The following is a 232-nucleotide window of genomic DNA, read 5'->3' on the forward strand; positions in this document are numbered from 1 at the left end:
GAACCAGACGCCGTCCGGGAAGTCCTCGGCCGCCTGCGCGGCGACCGCCAGCCGGAGGGCCAGCGCCAGCCCGGCCGCCGCCCGCGAGGGGTGCCCGGGGACGGCGCCCAGCAGCCGGCTCTGCGGCATCGCGCGGAACCGGTCCGCCAGCGCGTCGACGGCTTCGGCCAGGGTCGTGTCTTCGGGCGTCTCGGACATGCCGCGAGCATACGGGGCACGGGCACGGAAAGAG

The 232-nt window shown here is 77.2% G+C and carries 1 pseudogene; it reads right to left on the reverse strand.

The features are described 5' to 3' along the window. Nucleotides 1–198 (reverse strand): annotated as a pseudogene (locus ABD308_RS36185) (hypothetical protein); the annotation flags it as partial. Between the last annotated feature and the right edge of the window lie 34 nt (nucleotides 199–232).

This window comes from Kitasatospora putterlickiae, assembly GCF_039527695.1.
Classification (GTDB): Bacteria; Actinomycetota; Actinomycetes; order Streptomycetales; family Streptomycetaceae; genus Kitasatospora; species Kitasatospora putterlickiae.